The 24,236-nt window shown below is 67.3% G+C and carries 22 protein-coding genes; 8 read left to right on the top strand and 14 right to left on the bottom strand.

What is annotated here, in order from left to right; all coding sequences use genetic code 11:
- The first annotated feature begins 64 nt into the window (after window positions 1-64).
- Entirely contained in the window at window positions 65-940 is an 876-nt protein-coding gene (locus tag EV653_RS29655) for an NADP-dependent oxidoreductase (RefSeq protein WP_134107583.1), read from the top strand.
- An 84-nt stretch (window positions 941-1,024) separates the two neighbouring features.
- Here EV653_RS29655 and EV653_RS29660 read toward each other — a convergent pair whose 3' ends face one another.
- From EV653_RS29660 to EV653_RS29675, 4 genes are all read right to left on the bottom strand, one after another.
- Window positions 1,025-1,864, bottom strand: a complete 840-nt coding sequence (locus EV653_RS29660) for a carbohydrate ABC transporter permease (RefSeq protein ID WP_130441026.1) — start codon at window positions 1,862-1,864, stop codon at window positions 1,025-1,027.
- A complete protein-coding gene (locus EV653_RS29665) occupies window positions 1,857-2,834 on the bottom strand; it encodes a carbohydrate ABC transporter permease (RefSeq protein WP_134107585.1) in 978 nt (325 codons plus the stop codon). Before EV653_RS29665 ends, EV653_RS29660 begins: the two co-directional genes overlap by 8 nt.
- An 88-nt stretch (window positions 2,835-2,922) precedes the next feature.
- Window positions 2,923-4,242 (bottom strand): ABC transporter substrate-binding protein, encoded by a 1,320-nt coding sequence (locus tag EV653_RS29670; protein ID WP_202871888.1) that lies wholly within the window; start codon window positions 4,240-4,242, stop codon window positions 2,923-2,925.
- Between the two features lie 211 nt (window positions 4,243-4,453).
- Window positions 4,454-5,539, bottom strand: coding sequence for a LacI family DNA-binding transcriptional regulator (locus tag EV653_RS29675; protein WP_134107587.1), 1,086 nt, complete (start codon window positions 5,537-5,539; stop codon window positions 4,454-4,456).
- Between the two features lie 83 nt (window positions 5,540-5,622).
- Between EV653_RS29675 and EV653_RS29680 the strand changes: the two genes are divergently transcribed.
- Window positions 5,623-7,281 (top strand): acyltransferase, encoded by a 1,659-nt coding sequence (locus tag EV653_RS29680; RefSeq protein WP_134107589.1) that lies wholly within the window; start codon window positions 5,623-5,625, stop codon window positions 7,279-7,281.
- Between the two features lie 109 nt (window positions 7,282-7,390).
- Here EV653_RS29680 and EV653_RS29685 read toward each other — a convergent pair whose 3' ends face one another.
- The 4 genes from EV653_RS29685 to EV653_RS29700 are packed head-to-tail and all read right to left on the bottom strand — an operon-like array spanning window position 7,391 to window position 13,072.
- Window positions 7,391-9,910, bottom strand: coding sequence for a hypothetical protein (locus tag EV653_RS29685; protein WP_134107591.1), 2,520 nt, complete (start codon window positions 9,908-9,910; stop codon window positions 7,391-7,393).
- 10 nt (window positions 9,911-9,920) lie between these two features.
- Complete coding sequence (locus EV653_RS29690; protein WP_134107593.1) at window positions 9,921-11,231, bottom strand: ABC transporter substrate-binding protein; 1,311 nt, start codon at window positions 11,229-11,231, stop codon at window positions 9,921-9,923.
- A gap of 18 nt (window positions 11,232-11,249) precedes the next feature.
- A complete protein-coding gene (locus EV653_RS29695; RefSeq protein ID WP_134107595.1) occupies window positions 11,250-12,110 on the bottom strand; it encodes a carbohydrate ABC transporter permease in 861 nt (286 codons plus the stop codon).
- Window positions 12,110-13,072, bottom strand: coding sequence for a carbohydrate ABC transporter permease (locus EV653_RS29700; RefSeq protein WP_134107597.1), 963 nt, complete (start codon window positions 13,070-13,072; stop codon window positions 12,110-12,112). Before EV653_RS29700 ends, EV653_RS29695 begins: the two co-directional genes overlap by 1 nt.
- A 262-nt stretch (window positions 13,073-13,334) precedes the next feature.
- Between EV653_RS29700 and EV653_RS29705 the strand changes: the two genes are divergently transcribed.
- Entirely contained in the window at window positions 13,335-14,372 is a 1,038-nt protein-coding gene (locus tag EV653_RS29705; RefSeq protein WP_238160527.1) for a hypothetical protein, read from the top strand.
- 85 nt (window positions 14,373-14,457) lie between these two features.
- Window positions 14,458-15,339: a universal stress protein gene (locus EV653_RS29710; protein ID WP_134107599.1), complete on the top strand. Its 882-nt coding sequence runs from the start codon at window positions 14,458-14,460 to the stop codon at window positions 15,337-15,339.
- Between the two features lie 65 nt (window positions 15,340-15,404).
- Here EV653_RS29710 and EV653_RS29715 read toward each other — a convergent pair whose 3' ends face one another.
- Together EV653_RS29715 and EV653_RS29720 are read right to left on the bottom strand one after the other, a co-directional pair.
- Complete coding sequence (locus tag EV653_RS29715; protein WP_134107601.1) at window positions 15,405-16,673, bottom strand: MFS transporter; 1,269 nt, start codon at window positions 16,671-16,673, stop codon at window positions 15,405-15,407.
- Window positions 16,670-17,257 (bottom strand): helix-turn-helix domain-containing protein, encoded by a 588-nt coding sequence (locus EV653_RS29720; RefSeq protein WP_134107603.1) that lies wholly within the window; start codon window positions 17,255-17,257, stop codon window positions 16,670-16,672. The genes EV653_RS29715 and EV653_RS29720 overlap by 4 nt, the downstream gene beginning before the upstream one ends.
- Window positions 17,258-17,440: 183 nt before the next feature.
- Here EV653_RS29720 and EV653_RS29725 point away from each other — a divergent pair, with 183 nt between their 5' ends.
- On the top strand, window positions 17,441-17,806 hold the full coding sequence (locus tag EV653_RS29725) for a hypothetical protein (protein WP_134107605.1): 366 nt from the start codon (window positions 17,441-17,443) through the stop codon (window positions 17,804-17,806).
- 9 nt (window positions 17,807-17,815) lie between these two features.
- On the opposite strand, the gene EV653_RS29730 is transcribed toward EV653_RS29725, so the two are convergent.
- Both EV653_RS29730 and EV653_RS29735 read right to left on the bottom strand, forming a co-directional pair.
- Window positions 17,816-18,196 carry a PIN domain-containing protein gene (locus EV653_RS29730; protein ID WP_134107607.1) on the bottom strand — a complete coding sequence of 127 codons (381 nt, stop codon included), beginning with the start codon at window positions 18,194-18,196 and terminating at the stop codon, window positions 17,816-17,818.
- Window positions 18,193-18,444, bottom strand: coding sequence for a type II toxin-antitoxin system Phd/YefM family antitoxin (locus EV653_RS29735; RefSeq protein WP_134107609.1), 252 nt, complete (start codon window positions 18,442-18,444; stop codon window positions 18,193-18,195). Before EV653_RS29735 ends, EV653_RS29730 begins: the two co-directional genes overlap by 4 nt.
- 162 nt (window positions 18,445-18,606) lie before the next feature.
- Here EV653_RS29735 and EV653_RS29740 point away from each other — a divergent pair, with 162 nt between their 5' ends.
- From EV653_RS29740 to EV653_RS41795, 3 genes are read left to right on the top strand one after another with little or no spacing between them, the layout of a single operon-like run.
- Window positions 18,607-19,920, top strand: a complete 1,314-nt coding sequence (locus tag EV653_RS29740; RefSeq protein ID WP_134107611.1) for a class I SAM-dependent methyltransferase — start codon at window positions 18,607-18,609, stop codon at window positions 19,918-19,920.
- Window positions 19,917-21,035: a hypothetical protein gene (locus EV653_RS29745; protein WP_134107614.1), complete on the top strand. Its 1,119-nt coding sequence runs from the start codon at window positions 19,917-19,919 to the stop codon at window positions 21,033-21,035. Before EV653_RS29740 ends, EV653_RS29745 begins: the two co-directional genes overlap by 4 nt.
- 49 nt (window positions 21,036-21,084) lie before the next feature.
- Window positions 21,085-22,029 (top strand): GNAT family N-acetyltransferase, encoded by a 945-nt coding sequence (locus EV653_RS41795; protein ID WP_202871889.1) that lies wholly within the window; start codon window positions 21,085-21,087, stop codon window positions 22,027-22,029.
- Window positions 22,030-22,080: 51 nt separating this feature from the next.
- Here EV653_RS41795 and serC read toward each other — a convergent pair whose 3' ends face one another.
- Both serC and EV653_RS29765 read right to left on the bottom strand, forming a co-directional pair.
- On the bottom strand, window positions 22,081-23,205 hold the full coding sequence (gene serC, locus EV653_RS29760) for a phosphoserine transaminase (protein WP_134107616.1): 1,125 nt from the start codon (window positions 23,203-23,205) through the stop codon (window positions 22,081-22,083).
- 108 nt (window positions 23,206-23,313) lie between these two features.
- Window positions 23,314-24,165: a phytanoyl-CoA dioxygenase family protein gene (locus tag EV653_RS29765; protein WP_238160528.1), complete on the bottom strand. Its 852-nt coding sequence runs from the start codon at window positions 24,163-24,165 to the stop codon at window positions 23,314-23,316.
- Window positions 24,166-24,236 lie beyond the last annotated feature (71 nt).

A 24,236-nucleotide genomic window follows, 5' to 3' on the forward strand; every position in this document is an offset into this window, starting at 1 on the left:
TCACCCGTAGCTTCGGTCCCGCCAAGAATCCGCACGTCAAACACTTGCCAATCAAGGAGAGAGCATGCCGAACGCAGTTGTGTTGACCGACTTCGGGGCACCCGAGGTATTGCGCTGGCAGGAGGTCGTCCTGCCCGAGCCAGGTCCCGGGCAGGTGCGCCTCAAGGTGGCTGCGGCCGGCGTCGGTCCCACCGACCTGGCGATCCGCTCCGGCCGGCTGCGGGCCTTCGGAGCGGCGCCGGGCGGCGTACTCGGCTTCGAGGCGGCGGGCACCGTGGACCTGGTCGGGCCGGGCGTCACCGGGGTATCGGTGGGCGACGAGGTCGCCGCGCAATTGCTGAGCCTGGGCGGCTATGCCGAGTTCGCGCTCGCCGAGATCTGGACCGCCAAGCCGGCAGGCGTGTCGTGGGAGGACGCCGCCGCGTTGCCCGCGTCGGCCGAGGCGGCTGTCCGGGTACTCGATGACGTCCGGCTGGAAGGCGGGCAGACGCTGTTGCTGTTCGGCGGCGGAGGATCGGTCGGCATCATCGCGACCCAGTTGGCGGTGGCCCGGGGCGCTCGGGTACTCAGCGTGGTCCGCGGCCACGACGAGCGGCTGGTCGGCGAACTGGGCGCCGAGCCGGTGAAGCTCGGCGATACGGTCCGGGCCGACGCGGCGGTCGATGCGGCCGGAACGGGGGTGCTTCGAGAAGCTCTCGCTGCGGTCGGCGATCCCCGACGGGTGGTAAGTCTCTCCGATCCGCAGGCGGCCGATTTCGGCGTACGTGTGTCCGGTCCGCGCCCGCAGGCGGCGACGGCCGCGCTCGCCGAGACCATGCAGATGCTCGCGGCCGGACGGCTACGGCTCCGGGCACAGCGGACAGTCCCGCTGCCCGAGGCCGCCGAGGCCCACCGTCAACTCGAGGCCGGCACGCGGGAGAAACTGATCCTCATCCCGTGAGACCGGCTCCCGAAAGGTCGACGGTGAGAGTGGCCGGGTGTTCGGTGCGAACACCCGGCACGTAGTCCTCGAAGTACATGCGTCCTATTTGACCGCGCCGGCGGTCACACCGGCGACGAAGTGGCGCTGGGCGAGGAGGAAGCCGATGACTACCGGGACGCTGACGACCAGGGCGGCGGCCATGATCTGGTTCCAGTAGATGTTGGTCTGGGTGGAGTACTGGCGTAGGCCCACGGACAGGGTGCGGTTCGCTTCGGTGGTCATCACCGAGGCGAACAGGACCTCTCCCCACGCGGTCATGAACGAGTAGATCGCGACCGCGATCACGCCAGGCCGCGCAGCGGGAAGTACGACGCGCCACAGCGCGCCCATCGGCCCACAGCCGTCCACCAGCGCAGCCTCGTCCAGCTCGCGCGGGATGCTGTCGAAGTACCCGGCGAGCATCCAGATCGAGAACGGCAGGCTGAACGTCAGGTACGTGATGATCAGCCCGAGCCGCGTCCCGACCAGCTGCAGCCCGAACGAGTTGTTGATGTTCACGAAGATCAGGAACAACGGCAGCAGGAACAGCACGCCCGGGAACATCTGCGTCGACAACACCGTCGTGGTGAACGCCGTCCGCCCGCGGAACCGGAAGCGGGACACCGCGAACGCGGCCAGGATCGCGATCGCCACCGAGAACACCGTCGCCGACACGGAGACGATCGTGCTGTTCACGAAGTACCGGGCCAGCGGCACCGTCTTCCACATGTCCACGAACGGCGCCAGCGTCAGGTTCGACGGCCACCAACTGAACGCGCCCTGCACGTCCTTCAGCGGCTTGAGCGACGACGTGATCATCACGTAGAGCGGGACGAGCACGAACAGGCCGAGTACCGTCAGCACGACACCGCGGTAGATCTTGAACCCCTGGGTCTCACGCACGACGCGACCTCCTTCCGGTGACGAGCAGATACGCGCCGGTGACGATCATCAGGAAGATCAGCAGCAGGACGGACATCGCCGCCCCGGTGCCGAAGTTCCAGGTCAGGAACGACGCGTTGTAGATGTGGAACGTGATCAGGTCACCGGCCGGCGGCTGCGCCGTACCGAACAGCACGTACGGCGTGTTGAAGTCGCTGAACGTCCACAGGAAAAGGACCAGCACCAGCACCAGGTTGACCGGGCGCAGCGAGGGCAGCGTGATGTTGCGCCACTGCCGGAGGTTGCCGGCGCCGTCGACCGACGCGGCCTCGTACAGATCGCCCGGGATGCTCTGCAGGCCGGCCATCAGCGTGAGGAACGCGAAGGTCCACAGCTTCCAGGTCGCGACCGTGATCAGCGAGACCAGCGCATTGCTGCCGATCAGCCAGAACGTCCGGCCGTCGCTGAGGTGCAACTGGTTCAGCACGTGGTTCACGGCGCCGGTGTCGCGCTGGAGCATGAAGTTCCAGGTCAGGATCCCGGCGTACGCCGGCAACGCGTACGGCACCAGGAAGAACGTCCGGATGATGCCGCGACCGCGGAACGGCGGCTGCAGCGCGACCGCGGCGGCCATCCCGAGCACCCACGACAGCGCGACCGTGATCAGCGAGAAGGCGACGGTGACGCCGAACGACTTCAGCAGGCCCTCACCGACCGCGTTGTTGAAGTCCAGCGCGACCTTGTAGTTGTTGAGCCCGGCGCTCGGAGCCGCGGACCAGTTCGCGATGAAGAACTTGGTCAGCTTGATGAAGCTCATCCAGATGCCGACCAGCATCGGGATGATGTGGATCAGCAGTTCGGCCAGCACGGCCGGCGCCAGCAGCAGATACGGCAGCCACCGGTTCAGGCCGGGACGGTGTTCGGGGCCGCGTTTGGTCTTCTTCGCAGGCTTCGCGGCGGCCGGCGTCGCTTCCTGTGTGGCGACGGACATCGACTGGTCGCCTCCTGTCTGTCGGATCGGGGGTGGGGGCTGACGCGGGCAGTGGCCCGGACGCGTAGTCCGGGCCACTGAGCGCGGGTCAGCTACCTGCGGCCACCTGATCCTGGGCGGTCTTCAGGGCCGCCTTCACATCGTCGGCCGTGACCGTGCCACCGGTGGCGATCTTGGCGAACATCGAGTTCATCGCCTTGCCGACGGTGCTCTCGAACTGGTCCTCGGCCGGCACCAGCGGAAGCGGCTTGGACTTGGTGTTGTAGACGTCCTGGAACGTCGCAGCCTCGGCCGCGTCGGTGGTGAAGACCGGCTTGGCGTCCTTCAGCACCGGCAGCGAGGAGAACGGCTTGCCCAGTGTGGTCTGGGTCTGCGCGTCGGTCATGTACTTGACGAACTTCAGCGCCGCGTCCTTGTGCTTGGTGTTCTTGAACACCGACAGGTTGATACCGGCCACGTGGCTGGCGACCTGCTCGGCGCCGGACGGAGCCGGGAACGGCACGACGCCGTACTCGCCGGCCTTCATGCCGTTGGCAACGATCGAGGAGTCGGCGTTGTTCTGGTTGATGACCATCGCGACCTTCTTGGTGGCGAAGTCGTTGACCGACTTGGTGCCGTTGTCGTACTGCGCGTTCGACGGATTCGCGACCTTGTCCTTCTGCATCAGGTCGAGGTACCGCAGGACGCCCTGCACGTTGCCGTCACCGGTGAAGGTCGGCTTGCCGTCCTTGTCGAACCAGTCGGCCTTGTTCTGCGCGGCGTTGATGAACGCGAAGTGCACGTTCTCGGTGTAGCTACCGGCCGCCAGCGCCATGCCCCACTGCTTCTTCGCGGGGTTGGTCAGCTTCTGCGCGTCGGTGACCATCTCTTCCCACGTCTTCGGCGGCTGCAGACCGGCCGCGGCGAACATCGCCTTGTTGTAGTACAGGCCGTAGGCCAGACCGTAGAGCGGGACCGAGGTCGGGTCGGTGCCTTCCTTGCCGCCGGTCGCCAGAGCCGTCGGCACGAACTTGTCCTTCCCGCCGATCGCGCCCATCGCGTCGCCGTCGAACGGCAGGAACGCGTCGGTCGCCTGCAGCGAGGCCGCCCAGGTGTTGCCGATGTTGACCACGTCCGGCGCCTGGCCGGAGGTGATCGCGGTCTGGATCCGCGTCTGCAGATCGTTCCAGCCGATCACCTCGAGGTTGACCTTGATGCCGGTGTCCTGGGTGAACTTCTGCAGGACCGGGGTCAGCACCTCCTTGTCGTTGTCCAGGCTGGTGCCCTGGTTGCTGGCCCAGTAGGTCAGCGTCTGGTCACCACCGGAACCGCCGCCGGAGGAGTCATTCTTGTCGCCCCCACCGCACGCGGCGAGGCTGATTCCCATGGCGGTCGCCGCCACCGCGGCTACAAACGAACGCAGTCTCACGTCGGACTCCCTCGTCCCGTCGAGCCTCCACAGAGCTGCGAAGGCGGATCGGCCCCATACTGACCTAACCGGTTAAGTTTCGAAACCCTAACCGGTTCAGTTCCGGGGTCTTCGTTACGACCTCGTGACTGATCCAACCTCTCGCGAGGTTCCGGTAAACGCAATCCAACACTCTCCGAATTCGCCTGAATTCACAGAGTCTTGAAACTGGTCAGAAAGGCGCCGGACCGCTCGAATCCCGGGCCTGCAGCTCGCCCGCCGGGGCCTGTTCGTGCATTTCGTTCTCGCCGGTGACGATCCGAAGCAGCAGATCGGCAGCCGCCCGCCCGCGTTCCATCGTCTTCTGGTTGACCGCGGTGATGCCGGGCCGCGCGAGTTCGCACAGCGGCGAGTCGTCCCAGGCGAGGATCGAGACCTCGGCCGGCACCGCCGTACCGAGATCCATCGCGACCCGCAGCGCCGCGACCGCCATCAGGTCGTTGCCGAGCACGATCGCAGTCGGCGGATCCGGATCGGTCAGCAACTGCCGGGTCAGCTCGGCGCCGTCGTCGTAGCGGTAGCTGCCCTCGATCTGCCGTACGGCGACCCCGCGCCGTTCGGCCTGTTCCTGCAGGACCTGCACCCGCAACCGCTCGTGGACGAACGTGAACGGCCCGCTGATATGCGCGATGTTGCGGTGCCCGAGCTCGACCAGATGATCGAGCAGCAGCCCGACCGTCTCCTCCGGCGAGCTGATCAACCGCCCGACCGAATCGTCGGGCGCGTTCGAACTCACCACCACGCACGGAACCCCGAGCTCGGTCAGCAGCGGGATCCTGGGGTCGTCGTCGTGCTCGTCGAACAGGATGAACCCGTCGACGCGTCCCTGCCGCGACCACCGCCGCAGTACGTCGAGATCCTCGCCGTGCTCGCCCGTGAGCCGGAGCAGCAGCGACGAGTCGACCTCGTTCAGGTACTGCTCGATGCCGACCAGTGTGCGCATGTAGAACGCTTCGGTGGAGATGAGCGCGGGGTCGCGCGCGATGACGATCCCGATCGTCCGCGTCCGGCTCGCCGACAGCGCGACCGCGGCGGAGTTCGGGTGGAAGCCCAGCTCCTCGGCCAGGTCGAGCACGCGCTGCCGGGTCTCCTCGCTGACGCCGGCACGCCCGTTCAGCGCGTACGAGACCGAGGCCTTCGAGATGTGCAACCGCTGCGCGAGATCGCTGATCGTGACCCGATGACTCCGGCGCGTGCTGCTCTGTGGGCCGTCGTCGCCGACCTCGCCGCCGTCGGTCACAGATCCGCTCGTCGTCATCGCCTGGCTCCCCGCACAGAGGGGAGGTTAGCAGCGGCATTTCGGGACTGGCGGGGCTCCGGTGTTTTGGATAGCGTTTTCCCATGCTGCCGAATGAGCCGTTGCGACTCGATTTCCTGCCATGGGAGTACAAGCGAACGGCCTCCGATGCCGACCGCGATCGCCAGGCCGAGCGGCAGTCGCGCCTCGGCGGGTCGGTCCGGCTCGCCGCCGACGTGTACGTCGCGGAGTCGGCCGCCGTGTACTGCGACGAGCTGACCATGGGGGAGCGCTCGTACATCGCCGCGCACGCCTATGTCACCGGAAACATCGCGCTCGGATCCGACTCCACGATCAACCCGTTCTCCGCCGTCCGCGGCAACGTGACGATCGGCGACGGCGTACGGATCGGCGCGCACACGTCGTTGCTGGCGTTCAACCACGGCACGGCTCCCGGTCAGCCGATCTTCAAGCAACCTCACACCGCCCTCGGCATCACGATCGGCGACGACGTCTGGATCGGTTCCAATGTGACGATCCTCGACGGTGTCACGGTCGGCCCGCACACCATCATCGGCGCCGGTGCGGTTGTCACCAAGAACGTCCCGGCCAACTCGGTCGCCGCCGGCAACCCCGCCCGCGTCCTCCGCTCGCGAACAGGATCCTCCATGCCAGGTGACCTCCGGACCCAGTTGACCGCCTTCGCCGCCAAGGCGCGCTCGCAGGTGGACGACGTACTCGCTCGCTGTTGGGACGGCGAGCGATTCGTCGACCGTCCTGACCTCGGCCACGAGCCGGCGGTCCGCCCGTGGTGCGACGCCATCGAGATCGCCGACCTGCTGGTACGTCGTACTCCGCTCGGTCACACTCGCGACGACCTGGTCCGCCGGTTGCGTCACCGGCAGGACCCGAAGACCGGACTGGTCGCACCAGGGGACCTCTCCGACTCCGGGCTGGACGTGCCGGACGACGGCAAACTCTCTGTCCTGGAAGGGCCCGCCGGCTACCACGTGCTGTGTGTCGGCTACGCGCTCCAGTTGCTCGGCAGCAGCTTCGAGCACCCGATCGACACCACATTCGACTTCACCGACCTTGACAATTTGCCCTGGGCAAGGAGGTCCTGGTCGGCCGGGTCCGGTATCGACCACCTCGGCACCGCGATCGCCCGGAATCTCCATGACCACTGCGAATCCGGGCCGCTCGAAGCCCTGATGGGTTGGCTCGTCACGAGGGTCGATCCAACGACCGGTGCTTGGGGTCACCAACATCCCGACGACGGCTGGCTGCAGGTCGTGAACGGGTTCTACCGCCTCACCCGCGGAACGTACGCGCAGTTCGGCCTCCCGCTGCCGTACCCCGAACAAGCGGTTGCGACTGTCCTTGCTCATAGCAACGACCGCCGCATGTTCACCGGTGACAACTACAACTCCTGCAACATCCTCGATGTCATCCACCCGTTGTGGCTGGCCCGCAAACAGACGACGTACGGCGAGCAGGACGGTCGCCGCTGGGCCGAGGAACAACTGCGTGCGATCCTCCCGCGGTGGGTCGACGGCGCCGGCTTCGCGTTCGCTCCCGACGGCACCGACGACCGCGCAATTCCAGGCCTCCAAGGCACCGAGATGTGGCTGGCCATCATCTGGCTGCTGTCGGACTACCTGGGCCTGTCCGACGCCCTCGGCTACCGCCCCCGCGGCGTACACCGCCCCGAACCACTCGTCACTCTCCACACGCCCGGGGTCCGCAACTACCCACTGGTGTGAACGACCCGGACGGGGGTCCACTAGCCTGAGCAAGTGGACCCCCGGACTCGTCGACTCATCACCTCGGTCGTGCTGGCAGCGCTCGTCGCGATCGTCGTGATCGCAGCGATCATCCGGTGACGGTCGAGGAACCCAGAACGACATACGGCTGGTTGGACAGGTCGGCAGCCAGACCGGGGTAGAGCGCCTGTCCTCCGGTCCGGTGCTGCACGCTGAAGAAGTACATCAGCGGGTACGTCGACGACGTGTACTCACTGTCGATCGTGCCGGACAACGTCTGCCCTGACAGCTCCATCGGGACCTGTTGCCATGGCTTCGACTGGTCCACGTGCCGGTAATGCAGTGTCGCGCCGATCACATCTGGCTCCACCACGTCCAGCGACAGTGTGACCGGCTTGCCCCGGTCGAAGCTCGCCGGCACCTTGTGGTCGACGCCGGCGGTGGCCGGCCGGGCCGGTGCTTGGGCCAGCTGGGTGACCTGCTGCGTGCCCGTCGCCTCCTTCAGTTCCTCTTCGAGGGCTGCAAGGTCGGCGTCGATGGCCGGGATCCGGTCCTCCCAGTGACCGTGTTCTGACGTCTCGATCCCGAACCGCAGGTCGGGCTGGTAGACGCCGTCGACGATGCCCGGGATCTCGGCGTAGGCGTCCCGCGCCGCCTGGCAGGCCTCGACCGCCGACTCCAAGGCACTGACCTGCTTGGTGGTCCGATAGATCGAGTAGTCGACCGCGGCGCGGAACTTGCCGGCGAAGAACCGCCCCATCCGGACCAGGATCTCCAGATCGATCAGAACCCGGCGGACCTGTGCGTCGGACTCGTCCGCGGTTTCACGAGCGCGGTCGAGGGCCTGCTGCCCGTCGTCGACGAGTCGCTCGATCCACGCGGCGACCTCGAGCGGGGTGTACTTCGCCGATACCGAGCCGCTCGCCAGCGCCGCGACGTACTCGTCGATGGCGTAGAACGTCGTCGGGTCGAACGGGCTCACGCCGCCCCAGTTCACCGGCGGGTCGGTGTCGGCGGCGTAGTGGGGCGACTCGACGCGCGACGAGATCGGGAGGTTGAGGTACACCTCCGGCCAGTAGCCGTTGTTCGATCCGCCGACGCCGTGGACCACGGTCACCAGCGGGAGGATCCGGCTCAGCGGGCTGAGGGCGTCCTCGACGTGTGCGGCAGCCTCGCCGTACGTCGCGCGCAGGTGACGACGCCACGTCTCGGGCTCGGCGTCGGGGTTGTAGAGCAGCCGGCCCCACAACAGGTAGCCGTAGCGGTACTTGGTCCACTCCCGGTTGTCAGACAACCTGAGGTCCTCGCGGACGTACGGGTCGCGCTTGCCCGGTTCGCCGCTGCCCTTGCGTCCCTTGAAGAACAGCGGTTCGCAGAAGTCGACACCGCGGGATCCACCGAACGTCGACAGCCGCCCGTACCCGGCCGCGATCGCGGGATCGCCCCACGCCAGCAACTTCTGGGTTCCCGGCCAGACCCGGAACATCAGGTCGACGGTCCGGTCCTCGCGCAGGAAGTCGCCGTACCCGTAGCGGGTGAACCGGCGGGAGAACTCGGTGATGCCCTTCAGTTCGTGGCCGGGCGGGATCGGCTTGGCCGTCTCCTTGGCCCGGATCGAGGCCTGGTGATACGGCAGGCCGACGTGCTCGGCCCAGTACTTCGCCGACAGCACCGGCGACAGGTTCGGTAGGTCGACGGCGTCGAGCAGGGCCTGGTCGACCCCCTTGGCGTGCATGTCGACCTCGAGCGGCCGGCCGACCGAGTTCGCGCCTTCGAACACCGCCCGCCAGAAGATCTCGTGCTTGTCGTCGGGGATGCCGCCTTCGTAGTGCACCCGGAAGGTGAGCCCGTCGATGTCGGGACACTCCGTGAGCAGCTTGGCGATTCCGGCCTTGCAGTACTCCGCGTGGGTCTCCGGACCGATCCCGGTGATCGGGTACCGATGCACCGAGTCGCGGCCGTAGTCGTACGCGTGGTTCCACAGCCCGAGCTGGAACTTCAGCCCGCGCCGTTTGCTCTCGGCAGCGATGAACCGCAGCGTGTCCAGGTTGCGCTTCTGCTCGTCTGCGCCGACGCCCTCGGCCTGTACCTCGTAGCCGTCCACGTCGAACAGGAACGGATAGACGAAGCACAGGTAGTTGTCGGTCGCGCCGTGCCGATCAGCGCCGTAGTTGTACTGCATGCCGAGCGCCAGGTGGAACCGGTTGAACCGCGACGCGGCCAACCAGGTGAGGTACTCGGTCCAGAACCGTCGGTCGTGGAACCAGGGCGAGTCCTCGTCCACGCTGGAGAATGACCGCACCACACCCCGGACCGGTACGGCGGGCTGCTCGGCGAAAGGCGTCGTGCCAGCGAGATCTTCGCCCGCTGCGACCCGATCCGCGAGTTCGAGTACTCCGCAGCGCAGGCCGATCTCGTCGTTGCTAACGACAACGATCTCGTCGTCGACACGGAGTACGGCGTACGACTCGGGCACGTCTGCGAGGTCCGCGGCAGGCACCTCGTCGAGGGTGGCCAGCCGCACCGGCGGGTCCGCGGCCGTGATCCCCTTCTCTGCCAGGGCTTGGACGAGCTGCTCCATCGCCCAGGTGGCGGTGCGGCCGGTGGTGACGGGGTTCTGCTCGTTCATAGGGCTCCAATCACTTGCCGTCGAGAGTCTTGCCGGCGTCGGCCATGAACTTCGGCACGCCTTGCTTGATCGAGATCTTGTTGAACGCGATGTCCTGGCTGACCTTCAGCAACAGGTCGCCGACCGCGGTCGAGGCAGCGGGGGACGCCTGGGGCGGGGGCGAGGAGTTCTTCAACGCCAGGTCGGTGTAGGCCAGCACCTGCTTCTCGCTCGCCGACAGGTCACTGCCCTTGACGAGCACGTCGCGCCCTTCGGACGAGGCCGGCGGTCCGCTGATCAGCCGCAACGTCTTCGCGGCGTCAGCGCCGTTCGCGAACCAGTTGATGAACGCGGCCGCATCGTCCAGTCGCTGGCTCTTGGCATTCAGCGACAGGAAGCTGCTCGGTGCCGGGAAGGTCCCGCACTTGCCGGCTTTGGTGTGCCGTGGTGGCAGCGTGATGTCGATCGTGTGGTCGGTCAGGTCCTGGAAACCGCCCTTGAGGTTGGGCGTCTGGATATGCGCGAGTGCCGCCTGCTTCTTGACCAGGGGCCCGTTCGGCCAGTCGCCGTACACGGCTTGCGCCGCGATGTCGGCGGGGATGGTGCCGCCGGTGGCCCGCAGCGCGGCCCAGTACTCGAACCACTCGGTCAGCGAGGCATCGGTGAAGGCGAGCGATCCGTCCTTGTACAGGTCCTCACCCTTGCCGCGCAGGAAGATCTGCAATGAGGCCGTGTCCCCGCTGGGGTCCTCAGCGCCGTAGATCTTCTTGCCGGACTTCTGCCGGATCTGGTTCGCCAACGTCGCGTACTCGGCCCAGGTCCAGGTCGGTTTCGGGTGCTCCAGACCGAGTTGGTCGAGCACCGTCACGTCGTACCCGATGCTGTAGGTGCTCATCGCGATCGGGATGCCGAACTGCTCGCCCTTCAACTGGCCCTGAACGAGCAGGTTGTGGTCGATCGGCTTGGTGTCGATGGTGTCCGGGATGTACTTCTGCAGGGACTGCAGCGCTCCGGCCGCGCCGTACTGGCCGATCCGTGGAGCGTCGATGTTGATCACGTCCGGGGCGTTGCCGCCGGCCATCTGGGTGGCGAGCTTGTCCCAGTACTCCGCGGTCGCGGTGCCCTCGAACACCATCTTCACGTTCTGATGCGTCGCGGTGTACTTGTCCGCGAGCTTGCTGCGCAGGCCGAGCTTGGTCGGGTCCCCGTAGCTCGAGAAGCGGACCGAGTTCTTCGCCTCCTTCGCCGCGGGGTCGAGGTTGCAGGCGGCCAGCAGCGGTGCGAGTACGCCGGCCGCGAGTCCGGCCTGCAGGAAGCGCCGTCGATCGATCTGTGTGGTCATGACAGGGGTCCTTTCGTGCTAGCCCTTCAGGCCGGTCGTGGCGATGCCCTCGACGATCCGGCGCTGGGCGAGAAGGAAGACGATGAAGGTCGGCACCAGCGACAGCACCGACATGGCCAGCAGTTGCCCGTACGACGAGTTGCCGGTCGCGTCGACGAACCGCCGCAACGCGACCGGAACGGTCTCGCTGCTGGGATAGGACAGGTAGATCAGCTGCGAGAAGAAGTCGTTGTACGTCCAGATGAAGGTGAAGATCATGGTGGTGATCAGCACCGGTCCGGTCAGCGGCAGGATGATCCGGCTGAAGATGCGGACCTTGCCGCAGCCGTCGATCATCGCGGCCTCGTCCAGCGTCCGCGGGATCGTGCGGATGAACTGGACCATCAAGAAGATGAAGAACGCGTCGGTGGCCAGGAACTTGGGCACCACCAGCGGGAGATAGGTGTTCACCCAGCCGAGGTGGAAGAACAGCACGTACTGCGGGATCAGCAGCGCGTGCGCCGGCAGCATGATCGAGCTGAGCATGATCGCGAAGAACACCTTCTTGCCGCGGAACTCCAGCCGGGCGAACGCGTACGCCGTGAGCGTGCAGGCGATGACGTTGCCGGCCACCGCGAGCACCGCGATCAGCATCGAGTTGATGTAGAACCGGGTGAAGGTGGGGTCGGTCGCGGTCCAGCCGGCGATGTAGCTGCGCGGGTCGAGCGAACTGGGGAACGGGTTGAGCTGCGAGAAGATGTCGGACTCGTCCTTGAAGGATCCGCCGACCATCCACAGCAGCGGATAGACCATGATCAGGGTGCCGGCGATGAGCGCGAGATGGGTCAGCCACCTGCGGGTGCGCCGCCGGGCTGCGGGAGCGTGCTGGAGTGTCGTCATCAGCGGTCCTCGTAGTAGACCCAGCGGCGGGCGAGCCCGAAGTTGATCAGCGTGAAGATCGCGATGATCAGCAGCAGCACCCACGCCATCGCGGAGGCGTAGCCCATGTTCAGGTTCGCGAAACCCTGCTGGTACAGGTAAAGCGTGTAGAACAACGTGGAGTCGGACGGGCCTCCGCTGCCGCCGCTCACGACGTACGCCGGGGTGAAGGCCTGGAACGCCTGGATGATCTGCAGCACCACGTTGAAGAAGATGATCGGCGTCAGCAGCGGCACGGTGACCGACCAGAACCGTCGCCAGGCGTTCGCGCCGTCGACCGAGGCGGCGTCGTACAGCTCCTGCGGTATCTGCTTCAGGCCGGCCAGGAAGATCACCATCGGCGAACCGAACTGCCAGATGTTCAGCAGCACCAGCGTGTAGAGCGCCGTGTCGGGGTTGGAGATCCAGCTCCGGCCGCCGACGCCGAAGAACGCGAGGAAGGCATTGAGTACGCCGTCGTCGTCGAAGAGCTGGCCCCAGATCACCGCGATCGCGACGCTGCCGCCGAGCAGTGAGGGGATGTAATAGATCGAGCGGTACAAGGCCATCCCGCGCATCGGGCGGTTCAGCATCACGGCGACTGCGAGTGCGAATCCCAGCTGCAGCGGGACAGTGAGGGCGACGTAGATGAACGTGACCTTCAACGACTGCAGGTAGCGCGGATCGTCGGTGAACATCTTCACGTAGTTGCCGAAGCCGTTCCAGCGCGGTGACTGCAGCAGGTTGAACTTGGTGAACGACAGGTACAGCGATCCCAGCAGAGGTGCGGCGGTCAGCAGCAGCAGGCCGGTGAACCAGGGGAGCAGGAAGAGGTAGGCGACCCGGTCCGTGCGCCGGCCGGGTCTGGGACGTGATGCCGGGGGAGGGACCTCAGCTGTCGGTTCACGGCCTGCCGGAGCAGAGATCTCGGTGCTCGTGCTCATGGTGGCCTCCTCTCAGGAGTCCTTCTTCACCGATGTAGAAACGGGCCGGAAAATCGGCCGAAGCCTTCGGATCACTGCTCTGGAAGGACTTCGGCCGGTCAGGGGGCGGCGCGGACGGGTATCACTTGGTGGAAGTGGTATTCCGCTACGCGAGAGATTAAGCCGCCGATGGGCGAAGTGCAATAGCGAAGTGGATTCGTATTCACACGTCTCAAACGCTCCACTGCGGTGGTGGGTCCGGGGCCCGGGTAACGTCGCGCCAATGACGAACAGCACCGCCGCGCGATCGTCGTACCTGATGCGGGCCGGACTGGTCCGCAATGTGCGGTCCGGGGAGCACCTGACCACGTTCGTGGTGTCGGGGGTGGCGACGGTCCTGGTGACCCGGCTGATCCTCAGCCTGAGCGGCTACCCGCAGATCGGCGGCAAGGGCCTGCACATCGCGCACGTGCTGCCCGGCGGTCTGCTGATGCTGATCGCGATCTCATTGCTGCTCGGGTACGTCGGACCCGTCGTCCGGCCGGCCGCCGCGACGGTCGGCGGGATCGGCTTCGGGTTGTTCATCGACGAGGTGGGGAAGTTCGTCACCTCGGACAACAACTACTTCTACAAGCCGACCGCGGCGATCGTGTACATCGTCTTCGTGCTGATCGTTCTCGGATTCCGGTTCCTCACCACGCGGCGGCCGATCGACCCGCGGGAGGAGCTGGCCAACGTCATCGACCATGCCGTCGAGGGCGTCGCCGGCGGCCTGTCGCGACGTCGTCGTGCGGAGGCATCGGAGCTGCTGCGGGCGGTGCCCCCGCAGGTGCAGGGGAGGCGGGAGACCAGGGAGTTGCTGGCCGCCTGCCCCGCCGACGAGGTTGAGCTGGCTGCTCCGGTCGACGCGGCCTGGCAGGCACTGCAGCGGGCGTTCGAGCGACTCGCCACGCACCCGAAGGCGCCGCGGATCGCTGTCGCCGTACTGGTGCTGCAGGTGGTTGCGGCCCTGGTTATCGCGATCGTCGTCGGCGATGGGCTGAATCACCTGCCAGTGCTGGGCGTGACGGCCGGAAGCTTGCTGTCGGCAACATTCACGATGCGGGGTGCGCTGGCGCTGCGGAAGGGCAATCGGGCCCGGGCGGTCCGGTTGTTCGAGCTGGCTGTCCTGGTGTCGTTGCTGATGACACAGGTCTTCCAGTTCGCCGCCACGCAGTTCGCCGCCGCCGGCGGCATGCTGCTGGACCTGGTGATGCTGGGGCTGCTGCGGGCCGAGCGGGACCGGATGCAGCGAGAACTGGACAAATCCGCGAGGCCTTAGGTGCCCGTTTGCCGACGAAGGGCTGTCGCATCCCGTCACGGAGGGTTAGGTTCGGAACTGTCGGCTCTTTCACGGGAGGACAGTCATGGCTGGTCGGATCGTGGTTGGCATCGACGGGTCGGAGCAGAGCGCGCACGCGCTCGAATGGGCGGTGTCGCGGGCACGCCTCGGGGGTGCGCAGCTCGAACTGATCAGTGCCTACACGTCTGTTCCCGATCTGAACTTCTACGGCTATCACGGCGTGCCGAGCCAGCCCGTGGAGTGGTACGCCGAGTTCGCCGGGGAGCTGCTGGAGGCCGCGGCGGCCCGGGTGCGCGAGCTCGCACCCGAGCTGACCTGCACGCTCACCTCGCAGCTGGGCCACCCCGCGCACGTGCTGGCGGACGCCTCCGAGGGCGCGGATGCGGTCGTCGTCGGCCGGCGTGGGCTGGGCGGCGTCAGGAGTGCGCTGATGGGCTCGGTGAGCAACCGGTTGACGATCCACGCGAAATGCCCGGTCATCGTCATCGGTGAGGGCGAGGCACCGAGGACAGGCCCGATCGTGGTGGGTGTGGACGGATCCGAGTTCGGCACGAACGCGCTCCGCTATGCGATCACCGAGGCTGCCGTGCGGGGGAGCTCGGTGCGTGCGGTCGCCGCGTACGAGCTTCCGCACCCTGCGCTGCGGGACGACCCGGAGCTCGTCGCACGGATGCAAGCGGACGTGGAAGCGGAGGCCACCGGCGCCGTCACCCAAGTGCTCGACGAGGTGAAGGGGACGAACGCCGCGTCGGTGAACGTCGAGCCCGTGGCCGTAGCGGGCCCAGCCGCGGAAGCAATCCTGGGTCACGCCGAGGACGCCCAGCTGATCGTGGTCGGTACGCACGGCAAGGGTCTGGTACAGCGCATCCTGCTCGGATCTGTCAGCCGGCGGGTCCTGAACGACGCCGACCGGCCCGTCGCCGTCGTGGACCTCCCGGAAAGCTGATCCGTTCACCGTGTCAGCCAGGTGTGCGGGGTACGGTCCGGGACTGAAGTTCAGCCGCCGTCTCGCTAAGCGGCACTGACTGTGTCTCGAACCGGAGCTGCCGTGGCTTCCATTGGACCCGGCGTAGCCTTCCACGTCTCGTGGCGCCCGATCAGTACTGGTGACATCGTCGCGATCAGGTAGATCGCACCTCCGGCGAGCAGAGCAGGCGCCAGACCGATGCCCGCGATCGCCGCGCCGGCTACGACGCCTCCCAGTGGTACGCCCGTCCAGCAGGCCGCGTTCGACAACGAGTTGACCCGGCCGAGCAGGTGACCGGGTATCCGTTCGACGCGGATCGCGCCGAGCACGGGGTTGATGAAGCCGGCGCCGATGCCGCCGACGGCGTACACCGCCATCAGCGCCCACACCGGTGCGTCCGTCGCCAGGGCGATGAAGCGGGGAGCTCCTGCGATCAAGAACGCAATCGTGAAGATCAGCTTGCGCGGGATGCGATCACCGATGGCTGACGCGAGCAGGGCGAACGCGGTAGCGGTCACAGCGAACGAGGTGAGGATCAGACTGGTGTGGCCGGGACCGTAGCCGTGTTCCCTGATCCAGACGGGCAGCAGGACGGTACCGATCGCCGCGTCGAGCAGGTTGGTGACGGCGATCATCGTCACGAGCGGCAGCAGCAGGCGGTCGGTACGGAGGAAGTTCCAGCCTTCACGGAGCCGGTGGCCGTAGCTCTCTTCGGTCTCGTTGTTCGCCGGTTGCCTGTCCTGCTTGGGGATCCAGCGTGCAATCAGTACGGCGCAGACGCCGAACGAGGCTGCGTCGATCCAGAGCGCGTTGACTGCTCCGGCCAGGGTGATCAGTCCGCCGGCGAGTGCGTACGCGAAGAAGCCGGCCAGGCGTTCCGTCGTGCTCTCCAGGCCTGTCACCCGTTCGAGTGGGACCTTGGCCGCTCGGGCGATGTCCGGGATCAGGGTCTCCTTCGCGGAATCCCCTGGTCCACGGAGCGCGCCGGCGATGGCTACCAGCGCGAGCAGGGTCGGGAAGTGCAGTAGGCCGAGTGTGTGCAGGAGAGGGACGAGCGCGACGACGCCGGTGCTGCCGGTGTCGGCCAGGACGCTGATGCGACGGGCGCCGACCTTGTCGATGAGCGGGCCGCCGACGGCCTTCACGATGACCAGTGGAGCCATCTCGGCCAGCGCGACCAGGCCTGTCTTCACGGGCGAGCCTGTTGTGATCAGTACGAACCAGGGGATGGCGATCGCGCTGACCTTGGTACCGCAGATCGAGACGACGTTCGCGACCAGGAACGCGACGAGCGGGGCGCGGTTCCTGTTCATCGTGTCTCCCGGGGAAAGGCCTGGATCTGGACGGTCACCTGCTCGGCGCCCTCGGGCAGGGGAGCGGTCAGGTCGGGCGTCTTGTACTTCTCCAGCACCGCCATGACCTCGTGCATCATCGCGTCGAGCTGGTCGGCCCGCAGGTGGAAGAAGTAGTCCGCCAGCACGCTGGCGTCGCGCCAGTCCTCGGGCATCGTCTGCATCGCGTCGATGAAGCCGAAGATGTTCTCGGCGTACGTCTGGCCGACGCCGTGCAGGAAGCCCAGTGCCAGCTCAGGCTCCTGCTCGAGCAGCTCCGCCTTGTTGAACTCGGTGCCTTGGTGAGCGGACTTCCACCAGCGGTCGCGCGCGTTGCCGCGGCTGTCGTCCTCGACCACCAGACCGGCGTCCGCCAGCTGGCGGAGGTGGTAGCTGGTCGCACCGGTGTTCACGCCGAGCCGGCCGGCCAGGGTGGTGGCGGTCTGCGGGCCATACACCCGCAGAAGGCCGACGATCCGGTTCCGCATCGGGTGGGCCAGGGCGCGCACCAGGTGGCGGTCGAGCCGGACTGTCCGGGGTGGCGGGGGGTTGGTCTCATCGCTCATGGTGTCGAGGGTAGGACTGCAAAGACTCTTTGCAAAGTGATTTTGCAAAGAAGTTCTGCGATTGCTCTGTGGGGCCTGCGTGCCTTGGTTGTCCACAGATTGCGGATCGGTCGCTCCGGGCGGCTCGGATCGCGGCATCTTCTCTGTCGACCACGCATCGACCGTGAATGGAGAGAACCAGCAATGATGCGCGTGATGCTCGAGGACGCCGACTACTGCGACGTCCCCGCCGACCTGATGACGTTCGACGACGGGGCGGTGGTGTTCTGGCGCGGAGGCGAGGAGGTCGGCCGCCACCGCCAGGCCCGGATCCGCTCGCTCGAGCTGCTCAACCCGCGCTCGATGACCCGCAAGATCGAGCAGGCCCGGAAGAACCACCCGAAGGCCTTCAGCCAGTGGTCCCCCGAAGACGAGCAGACCCTGATCGAGATGTTCCACAACGGCGCCACCAAGGACGACCTCGTCACGACCCTCGGCCGCCAGGAGGGCGGCATCGCCACCCGCCTCCGCTCCCTCGGCCTCCTCACCGACGACCAAAAACTCGAATGAGGGTGCGGCTTAGATACCGACGACCTCAACGAGCTCCTGAATCGCGCGGAAGTCCTTCGGGTTTCGGGTGAAGAGAGCAGCCTCGTGAGTGGCCGCGGTTGCCGCGATAACCAGGTCGAACGCGCGGGCGCGCGGCTGCCCTCCCGCGGCCGCGACCGCTGCTGCGAAGGAGCCGTAGGTGCGAGCCACTGCGTCGGTTACCGGTAGTGCCTCAAAAGCGCGTTCGATGCCGGCAAGACGCCGCAGCCGGGCCGCACGAGTCTCCGGTGACTTGGCGACCAGCACCCCGAAGTGCAACTCGGCGAGACTGATGGTGCTGATCGCAAACTCCGCATCAACTGGCTCATCCAGGCCTTCGATGAGGACACTGGTATCTAGCAGTGCCCTCATTTCGTCGGCCCCCAGGGATCGACGAGGTCTTGATCGATCAGGTCGCGATCGGTCTCCCAGGCGTCATCGGTGCGTCGGCTCAGTATGTCTGCGATCTCGTCGTAGTGCCGCCAGTGGTCGCGTTCAGGTGGGCCGAGCACAGCCGCTGGGCGGCCGGACACAGTAATCACCAGGTGCTCGCCGGCCTCGGCGCGGCGGACGAGATCACTCGCGTGCTGCCGCAGCTCACGAAGTCCCAATGCGTCCATGAACCCCAAGGTAGCACATGTGCTACATACTGAGTCGGCGTGAACAAGGCGTGCGTTTCGTGCTCGGTGGCAGGGAGGAATGTACGGGGAGTTTGGAGGGAGCAACCGTGGGTTTCCGAGACCCTTTTGAGATCGGGGGTGGCGGTCGGGGACAATGGCGCGATGCAACCAGTGGTGCGGTCGGGCGAGCCGGCGCGGTCGGCGGAGGCCGGGGCGCTGGACGTGGTTCGTGCTGCCCTGCTGGATCAGAGCAGTCTGGTGCGGGCGCTGGCGTCCGGGCGGCGTCGCGGGTTCGACCCGCCGGCGTACCTGCGGGTCGAGGTGCGGTACGTCGATCTGAAGGGCCAGCGGCACCTGCAGATCACCGAGTTCGACGAGCGGCAGGCCCACACGCGGAACGTCGCCGGGGCCGACGTGGAGAAGGCCGTGGACGAGCTTCTCGACCTGCCGTACGGGTCGTGGCACGTGGAGACGACGGGCGAGACCCTGCGGCTGCGGTACACCAAGAAGGGCAAGGAGCTGCTGCACCGGCAGGACGACAACCGGGAGCAGGAGACCGGGCACGACCGGGTGAAGCAGCGGGTGCTCGATCCGGCCGCGCCGTTCCTGATCGAGCTCGGTATCAGCGACCACCAGGGCAGGGTCAAGCCGTCGCGGCAGGCGAAGTACAAGCAGATCGAGGAGTTCTGCAAGCTGCTCGCGCCTGCGCTCGACGAGGCGATCGGGGCGGGCCGGATCGCGACGGACCGTCCGCTGCAGGTGGTCGACCTCGGCTGCGGGAACGCGTATCTCACCCTGGCGGCGTACCACCTGCTGTCCGTGGCCGGGCACGACGTCCGGATGACCGGCATCGACCACAACCCGGCGGCGCGGAAGCGGAATGCGCGGGTGGTCGAGGCGCTCGGCTGGCAGGACCACCTGCGGTTCGTCGACGCGACCATCGAGGCGGCCGAGCTCGACGTACGACCGGATGTCGTCCTGGCGCTGCATGCCTGCGACACCGCGACCGACGACGCGCTCGCGCGGGCGGTCGGCTGGGAGGCTCCGCTGGTGCTCGCAGCCCCGTGTTGTCATCACGACATCCAAAAGCAGCTCAAGAGCGTCACACCACCGGCGCCTTATGCGCTGATGACGCGATATGGCATCGTTCGTGAGCGGTTTGCCGACGTCCTGACGGATTCGTTGCGGGCGGCGGTGCTGCGACAGGTCGGTTACCGGGTGGAGGTCGTGCAGTTCGTGGACAGTCAGCACACGCCGCGCAATCTGCTGCTTCGCGCTGCGCGGACCGGCGCGAAGCCGACCGCCGACCTCCAGGCCGAGTACCAGGCCATGGTCACCGAATGGCAGGTCAACCCCCGCCTGGCCCAACTCCTCCTCCCCGCCGAGCCGCCATCGGCCGAGGCGCCGCTGGCCGCGACGGAGCCCGCCGAGGCGCCGCCTGGCGAGCGGGACGCGGGCGCCGGGGTGGGCTTGTGACGCGACTTCGGACCGCGTTCGCGCTGGTAGGGGCGACGCTGTGCACGCTCGCGGGTGTGGCACTTCCCCTAACGGCCACGACAGCCTCGGCGGCCTCGGCGAGCGTGCATGCAGACCCGACCCCGGCCGCTCCGAAGAAGCTGTTCACGATCCGCGACGACCGGATCAAGGAGTCGTCCGGTCTGGCGAAGAGCGTCAAGCACCCCGGCACGTACTACACCGTGAATGACTCCGGCGACACCGGGCGGGTGTTCGCGATCGACTCGACGACCGGCAAGGTCGAGGCGGTACTGCGTTTCGGCGCGAAGGTGAGCGACGTCGAGGCGCTCGGCGTGGACCGCAACGGCACGATCTACATCGCGGACATCGGCGACAACAAGGCCGACCGCGAGCAGATCGAGATCTACACGATCCCGGAGCCGGAGACGCTCGAGGACGCCGACGTCAAGTACCACCAGTTCGACTTCAAGTACCCGGACGGCGCGCACGACGCCGAGACGCTGCTGATCGAGCCGGGCACCAGCCAGCTGTACATCGTGACGAAGGAGCTCAAGGGCACCGGCGCGATCTATGCCGCCCCACCCGCCCCGAGCCGCCAAGGCACCAACGACCTGTCGAAGCTCGCGCCGGCGCCGTCCGGGATCATCACCGACGGCACGTTCTTACCGGACGGCCAGCGGGTGGTGCTCCGGACGTACACCGACGTCGCAACGGTCGCCTGGGGCGACACCCCCACCGTGGTCGCGCGTGGCGCCGCAGCCCTGGGTCAGGGCGAGACCGTGGCAGTAGGCCCGACCGACAACACCGTCCTCGTCGGCAGCGAAGGCGCCAACTCGGCCATCTACCAATTGACGGCTCCCACCAAGGCAGTCGCTTCCACCCCGCCGTCCGCGGGCGCGACGCCGAAGCAGGCCACGACGTCCGACTCCGGCAGCTCCGACTCCGGCAAGAGTCACAACCTTCGCTGGATCATCATCGGCGCCGGCCTGTTCGCGCTGATCATCACGATCGTCACGTTCCCTCCTGGCCGCCGCGAACGCCTGGACCGCCAGGCCGAGAACGACCGCCTGACCGGCCAGTCCCCACCCACCGGTCATCGCCGCCCGCACGTCTGATTCGCAAATCCGGAAGCTGTACGTCCGGAACCGGTCCTAGCATCGGGGCATGGAGCATGAGTTCAGCGGCGAGGTCATCGAGTGGCGCGGTCCGGCGCCGTACTACTTCGTTCCCGTCCCGGACGAGGACGCTGCCGCGCTGAAGGCGGCGGCGTCAGCCGCCGGCCACCACAGCTGGGGCATGCTGCCGATCCGTGCACGCCTCGGCACCACGGAGTGGAAGACGTCGCTGTGGTCGAAGGACGGCGGCTACCTGCTGCCGCTGAAGGACGGCGTGCGTAAGCCCCAAGGACTGGACGCGGGCGACACGGTCGATCTTCGGCTCACGTTCGAGGCGCCGGCCCGCAAGCAGACAAAGCCGAAGCCGGCCAAGCGGGTTCCTGTTCCGCGTACGGCGGGTTCGCGGGAGCCGGTCACCGACGAGCAGCTCACGATCGTTCCGGCGAACGAGGCGTCGTGGGAGGACCTGCAGGCCGTCTTCGGCGCGGGCGATCCCGGACGGTGCTGGTGCCAGCGGTTCCGGATGCTGCCCAAGGAGTCGTGGGCATCCGAAGGTCCCGAGGAGCTCGCCTCCCGGCTCCGCGACCAGACTGCCTGCGGCAACCGCAAAGCGCAGGAGACCAGCGGCCTGATCGCGTACGTCGACGGCGAGCCTGTCGGCTGGTGCGCCGTCGCGCCGCGCTCGGACCACCCGAGGCTGCTCCGCGACTTCCGCGTCCCCTGGCTCGGCCGCAACGAGGACAGGACCGACCCGACCGTCTGGGCCGTGACCTGCTTCGTCACCCGCGCCGGCTACCGGCGCCGAGGAATCGGCCGCGCGCTGGCCCGAGCCGCCGTCCCCTTCGCCCGCGCCCGTGGCGCCGTAGCCCTCGAGGGCTACCCCGACCTCGTGGACGGCGGCTCCGTCGGCACCCTCGCCATGTTCACCGACGCCGGCTTCACCGAAGTAAGCCGCCCCGGCAACCGCCGAGCCGTGCTCCGCATCAACTTCTGAGCAAATGAAGCAGCCGCCGTACCTACGTGAGGTACGGCGGCTGTTCAGCGGTTACTTGAGGTTCTCGACGACGTAGTCGATGGCCTGGGTCAGCTTCTCGACGTCGTCGGGGTCGACCGCGGGGAACATCGCGACGCGGAGCTGGTTGCGGCCCAGCTTGCGGTAGGGCTCGGTGTCGACGATGCCGTTGGCGCGGAGGACCTTGGCGACCGCGGCGGCGTCGATCGCGTCATCCAGGTCGATGGTGCCGACGACGAGGGAGCGGGCGTCGGGGTCGGTGACGTACGGCGTGGCGTACTCCGACTTCTCGGCCCACGTGTACAGCCGGTTGCTGGAGTCCGTCGTCCGCGCGACGCTCCACTTCAGACCGCCCTGGTTGTTGATCCAGTCGGTCTGCTCGGCCATCAGGAACAGCGTGGCGAGCGACGGCGTGTTGTAGGTCTGGTTCTTGCTGGAGTTGTCGACAGCGGTCGCGAGGTCCAGGAACGCCGGGATCCAGCGGCCGGACGCGGCGATCTCCTCGACCCGGGCGAGTGCGGCCGGGCTCATCAGCGCGATCCAGAGGCCGCCGTCGGACGCGAAGCCCTTCTGCGGCGCGAAGTAGTACACGTCGGCCTCGTTGACGTCGACCGGCAGACCGGCCGCACCCGACGTCGCGTCGATCGCGACCAGCGCACCCTCGTCGGCGCCTTCGACGCGCTTGACCGGCGCCATCACACCGGTGGAGGTCTCGTTGTGCGGCCACGCGTACAGGTCGACGCCGGCCTCGGCCACCGCGACCGGGCGGGTGCCGGGGTCGGACTTCACGATCGTCGGGTCGCCGAGGTGCGGGGCGAGCTGAGCGGCCTTCGCGAACTTCGACGAGAACTCACCGAAGCTCAGGTGCTGGCTCTTCTCCCGGATCAGCCCGAACGTCGCGATGTCCCAGAACGCGGTCGAGCCGCCGTTGCCGAGCACGACCTGGTAGCCCTCGGGCAGGTTGAACAGCTCGGCCACGCCCTGCTGCACGCGGGCCACCAGGTTCTTCACCGGGGCCTGGCGGTGGGAGGTGCCGAGCAGCTTCGCGCCCTCGGTCGCCAGCGCGGCGATCGCTTCCGGGCGGACCTTCGACGGACCCGAACCGAAGCGGCCGTCAGCGGGTTTGAGCTCAGCAGGAATCTGAATGTCGCTGGTCACCAGCGTCTTCCCTTCGTCGTCTGCATCTCAGAAAGCCGACGACGCTGTCAGCGCCCACCATCTTCCCACACCGCTCCCACCCCACCACCCGGGGGCTCACCGCGCGGACTACTCGTGCTTGCGGGTGATGGTCTGGGTGCCGGTCAGGACGGCGACCGGGCCGTCCGGGGTCTCGGTCCACTCGCCGCAGGCGCCGCCGCCCTCGGCCACCTCGAGCGTGAGTTCGGTGCCGTCCATCCGGAGTGCCGGGTGGTAGTACTGCGCGACCCGCTCCGCCTCGCCCTGGATGTAGTGGCCGATCAGCGCCCGCCGGAACCGGTCCGTGGTGACGTTCGGGTTGCTCCCGTGCACCAGCGCTCCGTGGAAGAACAGCACGTCACCCGGTTCCATCTCCACCGGTACGGCGGACCCGGTCGACGGGAGCGGCACCGTGACATCGGTGAAGCTGACCGTGGTGTCGGCCTTCTCCGTGCACAGGATCGGCCAGCGGTGCGAACCGGGCACGACCTCGAGGCACCCGTTCGCCTCGTCGACCCGGTCGAGCGCCATCCACGCCGCGACACAGGTCCCCGGGTCGGCCTTCAGGTAGAAGTTGTCCTGGTGCAACGCCTGCCCGCGGGAGCCCGGTGGCTTGAAGTACACCATCGTCTGTACGGCGTACGGCGACCGCCCGAGCAGCGTCGTCATAATCTCGTCGATCCGCGGGTCGATCATCCACTGCAGCGACATCTCGTCCCAGCGGTGCATCTGCGCCATCCGCGGGTACCGCTTCAGCGGGTCCCGGTCGGTGGAGTCGTGCCCCGCGAAGTCGTGCGAGCGCGGCCCGCGCTGCCGGACCTCCATGTAGTGATCCCGCAACCGGTCGACCTCGTCGGTGCCGAACAGGCCACGCACCAGCGTGTAACCGGTCCGCTCGAACTCTTCCCGAAGTACGACGTCGATGTTGGATGAAACGCTCATACACGACTCCCGCGGATGTGCTCTACGCTGCTGGTCAGATCCAATTCTCCTGCCAGGTACCAGCGCCGAAC

Source organism: Kribbella pratensis, from assembly GCF_004365355.1.
Lineage (GTDB): Bacteria > Actinomycetota > Actinomycetes > Propionibacteriales > Kribbellaceae > Kribbella.

Bases quoted from the DNA above. Each gene is read 5' to 3' on its own strand.
- EV653_RS29655 (WP_134107583.1), top strand. From the start codon at position 65: ATGCCGAACGCAGTTGTGTTGACCGACTTCGGGGCACCCGAGGTATTG.
- EV653_RS29665 (WP_134107585.1), bottom strand. From the start codon at position 2,834: ATGTCCGTCGCCACACAGGAAGCGACGCCGGCCGCCGCGAAGCCTGCG.
- EV653_RS29675 (WP_134107587.1), bottom strand. From the start codon at position 5,539: ATGACGACGAGCGGATCTGTGACCGACGGCGGCGAGGTCGGCGACGAC.
- EV653_RS29680 (WP_134107589.1), top strand. From the start codon at position 5,623: ATGCTGCCGAATGAGCCGTTGCGACTCGATTTCCTGCCATGGGAGTAC.
- EV653_RS29685 (WP_134107591.1), bottom strand. From the start codon at position 9,910: ATGAACGAGCAGAACCCCGTCACCACCGGCCGCACCGCCACCTGGGCG.
- EV653_RS29690 (WP_134107593.1), bottom strand. From the start codon at position 11,231: ATGACCACACAGATCGATCGACGGCGCTTCCTGCAGGCCGGACTCGCG.
- EV653_RS29695 (WP_134107595.1), bottom strand. From the start codon at position 12,110: ATGACGACACTCCAGCACGCTCCCGCAGCCCGGCGGCGCACCCGCAGG.
- EV653_RS29700 (WP_134107597.1), bottom strand. From the start codon at position 13,072: ATGAGCACGAGCACCGAGATCTCTGCTCCGGCAGGCCGTGAACCGACA.
- EV653_RS29705 (WP_238160527.1), top strand. From the start codon at position 13,335: ATGACGAACAGCACCGCCGCGCGATCGTCGTACCTGATGCGGGCCGGA.
- EV653_RS29710 (WP_134107599.1), top strand. From the start codon at position 14,458: ATGGCTGGTCGGATCGTGGTTGGCATCGACGGGTCGGAGCAGAGCGCG.
- EV653_RS29715 (WP_134107601.1), bottom strand. From the start codon at position 16,673: ATGAACAGGAACCGCGCCCCGCTCGTCGCGTTCCTGGTCGCGAACGTC.
- EV653_RS29720 (WP_134107603.1), bottom strand. From the start codon at position 17,257: ATGAGCGATGAGACCAACCCCCCGCCACCCCGGACAGTCCGGCTCGAC.
- EV653_RS29725 (WP_134107605.1), top strand. From the start codon at position 17,441: ATGATGCGCGTGATGCTCGAGGACGCCGACTACTGCGACGTCCCCGCC.
- EV653_RS29730 (WP_134107607.1), bottom strand. From the start codon at position 18,196: ATGAGGGCACTGCTAGATACCAGTGTCCTCATCGAAGGCCTGGATGAG.
- EV653_RS29735 (WP_134107609.1), bottom strand. From the start codon at position 18,444: ATGGACGCATTGGGACTTCGTGAGCTGCGGCAGCACGCGAGTGATCTC.
- EV653_RS29740 (WP_134107611.1), top strand. From the start codon at position 18,607: ATGCAACCAGTGGTGCGGTCGGGCGAGCCGGCGCGGTCGGCGGAGGCC.
- EV653_RS41795 (WP_202871889.1), top strand. From the start codon at position 21,085: ATGGAGCATGAGTTCAGCGGCGAGGTCATCGAGTGGCGCGGTCCGGCG.
- EV653_RS29765 (WP_238160528.1), bottom strand. From the start codon at position 24,165: ATGAGCGTTTCATCCAACATCGACGTCGTACTTCGGGAAGAGTTCGAG.